This is a genomic window from Pseudomonas sp. (assembly GCF_037994325.1).
Classification (GTDB): Bacteria; Pseudomonadota; Gammaproteobacteria; order Pseudomonadales; family Pseudomonadaceae; genus Aquipseudomonas.
In genome coordinates this window covers 1-1,963 of the sequence record NZ_JBBNAH010000763.1, presented here as the reverse complement: position 1 = coordinate 1,963, position 1,963 = coordinate 1, and the positions used below count along the sequence as shown (strand labels likewise).

General features: G+C 59.2%; 3 protein-coding genes. All 3 read left to right on the top strand.

The window, feature by feature from the left end; genetic code table 11:
• Window positions 1–59 precede the first annotated feature (59 nt).
• The 3 genes from AAAB16_RS25575 (at window position 60) to folE (ending at window position 1,674) form a co-directional block, all read left to right on the top strand.
• Window positions 60–380 (top strand): hypothetical protein, encoded by a 321-nt coding sequence (locus AAAB16_RS25575; RefSeq protein WP_340665888.1) that lies wholly within the window; start codon window positions 60–62, stop codon window positions 378–380.
• A 60-nt stretch (window positions 381–440) separates the two neighbouring features.
• Window positions 441–1,001, top strand: a complete 561-nt coding sequence (locus AAAB16_RS25570) for a Smr/MutS family protein (protein ID WP_340665887.1) — start codon at window positions 441–443, stop codon at window positions 999–1,001.
• 127 nt (window positions 1,002–1,128) lie between these two features.
• Window positions 1,129–1,674 (top strand): GTP cyclohydrolase I FolE, encoded by a 546-nt coding sequence (gene folE / locus AAAB16_RS25565; RefSeq protein ID WP_340665886.1) that lies wholly within the window; start codon window positions 1,129–1,131, stop codon window positions 1,672–1,674.
• Window positions 1,675–1,963 lie beyond the last annotated feature (289 nt).

Sequence of the window (1,963 nt, the reverse complement as noted above, 5' to 3'; positions counted from 1 at the left end):
GCACTGAACCTCGCCCCCTAGCCCCGGTCATACCGCCGACACCCTGAAAGGAAAGCGGAATGAAATTGTCTGATGGTTTCGATGCCCGACGCCTTCGCCCACGCGGTCCTGGCAGCTGGCGCTGGCGCTTCGCCGCCGCGCTTTCGGCGCTGTTCGCCGTGCTCGGTATTCTGTTGGCGATGGCCGGCGCCGCCACCCTGCTCGGTCGCCCGCCCGCCCTCGGTGGCTTGAACGACACGCCAGGGAGTGCCACGGTGATTCTGGTGCTGGGTCTGTTCTTGTTGTGGCTGGGTGTGATTGCCTGGCGCCGCTGCCGCCGCCGCTTGCGTCGCCCGAGCGACCTGGCCATGGCCCCGCACTTAATGAAGAAACACGACTAAACCACCCGTGAACGGCCACCGCTGAATGGGTAAACTAGGCCCCATTCGCGGAGACCTCCCATGCAAGACGACGATTTTTCCCTGTTCAAAGCCGAAACTCGCGGCGTCAAACCCATTCAGCAAAACGACCGCGCCGACACCGGCAAACCCAAAACCGACCGCGCCCGTGTGCAGGCTTTACGCCAGTCGGCGACCATTTCCGAAGGGGTAACGCGCGTCGACGGTCTGTCCGACCAATTCGTTATCGACGTGGGTCCCGAAGATCCATTGTCCTGGGCACGCAATGGCGTTCAGGAAGGCCAGATGCGCAAGCTCAAGCTCGGCCAGGTGAGTTTTGAAGGTAGCCTCGACCTGCACGGCATGACCGTGGAAAAAGCCCGCGACACCCTGTGGGAGTTCCTCGCCGAAGCCAACAAATTGGAAATCCGCTGCGTGCGCGTCACCCATGGCAAAGCCGTGCGCATGGACGGCAAGCGGCCGATGATAAAAAGCCACGTCAACACCTGGCTGCGTCAACACGAAGGGGTACTCGGTTTTACCTCCTGCCTGGCCAAACATGGCGGCACCGGGGCGATTTATGTGCTGCTTAAACGCACCATGATGGATGGACGCGACGAGTAAAAACCCACGGACCATTGGGAAATGGCCGCATTACTGACCCATTCTGACGTGCTATGCGCTTGCCAGCAGCGTAACGGCACCCTACCCTGCGTCTCTGCTTAATTACCAAGCCCTTACAGGTAGATCCATGTCCCTGGAACAGAATTACACTGCGATCCTTAGCCAACTGGGTGAGGACGTTTCCCGCGAAGGCCTGCTCGACACCCCCAAGCGTGCCGCCAAAGCCATGCAGTACCTTTGCCGCGGTTATGAACAGACCCTCGAAGAAGTCACCAACGGCGCGCTGTTTAGCTCCGAAAGCAGCGAAATGGTGCTGGTGAAAAACATCGAGCTGTACTCGTTGTGTGAACACCACCTGCTGCCGTTTATTGGCAAAGCCCACGTGGCCTACATCCCCAGCGGCAAAGTACTGGGCCTGTCGAAAGTGGCGCGTATCGTCGATATGTTTGCCCGCCGTCTGCAAATTCAAGAAAACCTCAGCCGCCAAATTGCCGAAGCCGTGCAGCAAGTCACCGGCGCGTTGGGCGTTGCCGTGGTGATCGAAGCGCAGCATATGTGCATGATGATGCGCGGTGTAGAGAAGCAGAACTCGTCGATGGTGACCTCGGTCATGCTGGGCGAATTCCGCGAAAACGCCGCCACGCGCAGTGAGTTTCTCAGTCTGATCAGTTGATCTGCGCTGAACCAAAAAACCGGCCATGTGCCGGTTTTTTTGTGTCCATATCTTAGGCTGGTGACATCCCCACCGCCGTTGCGCTCGGAGGGTGTGCTGTGCGCACCGTTGCGGTTACCTATGAATCGCCTGGTGCGCACAGCACACCCAACGCGCCCCACCTGCAAGATGTGCGCATCAAGGATGCCATCCGCTGTAAACCTAGGAATATTCCTACAAACTAAATCGCCATTGACCCAAGTCACCCCCCGCCGCAGAGCCGCTCACTAGCCTTGGCCCATCCGCTCGC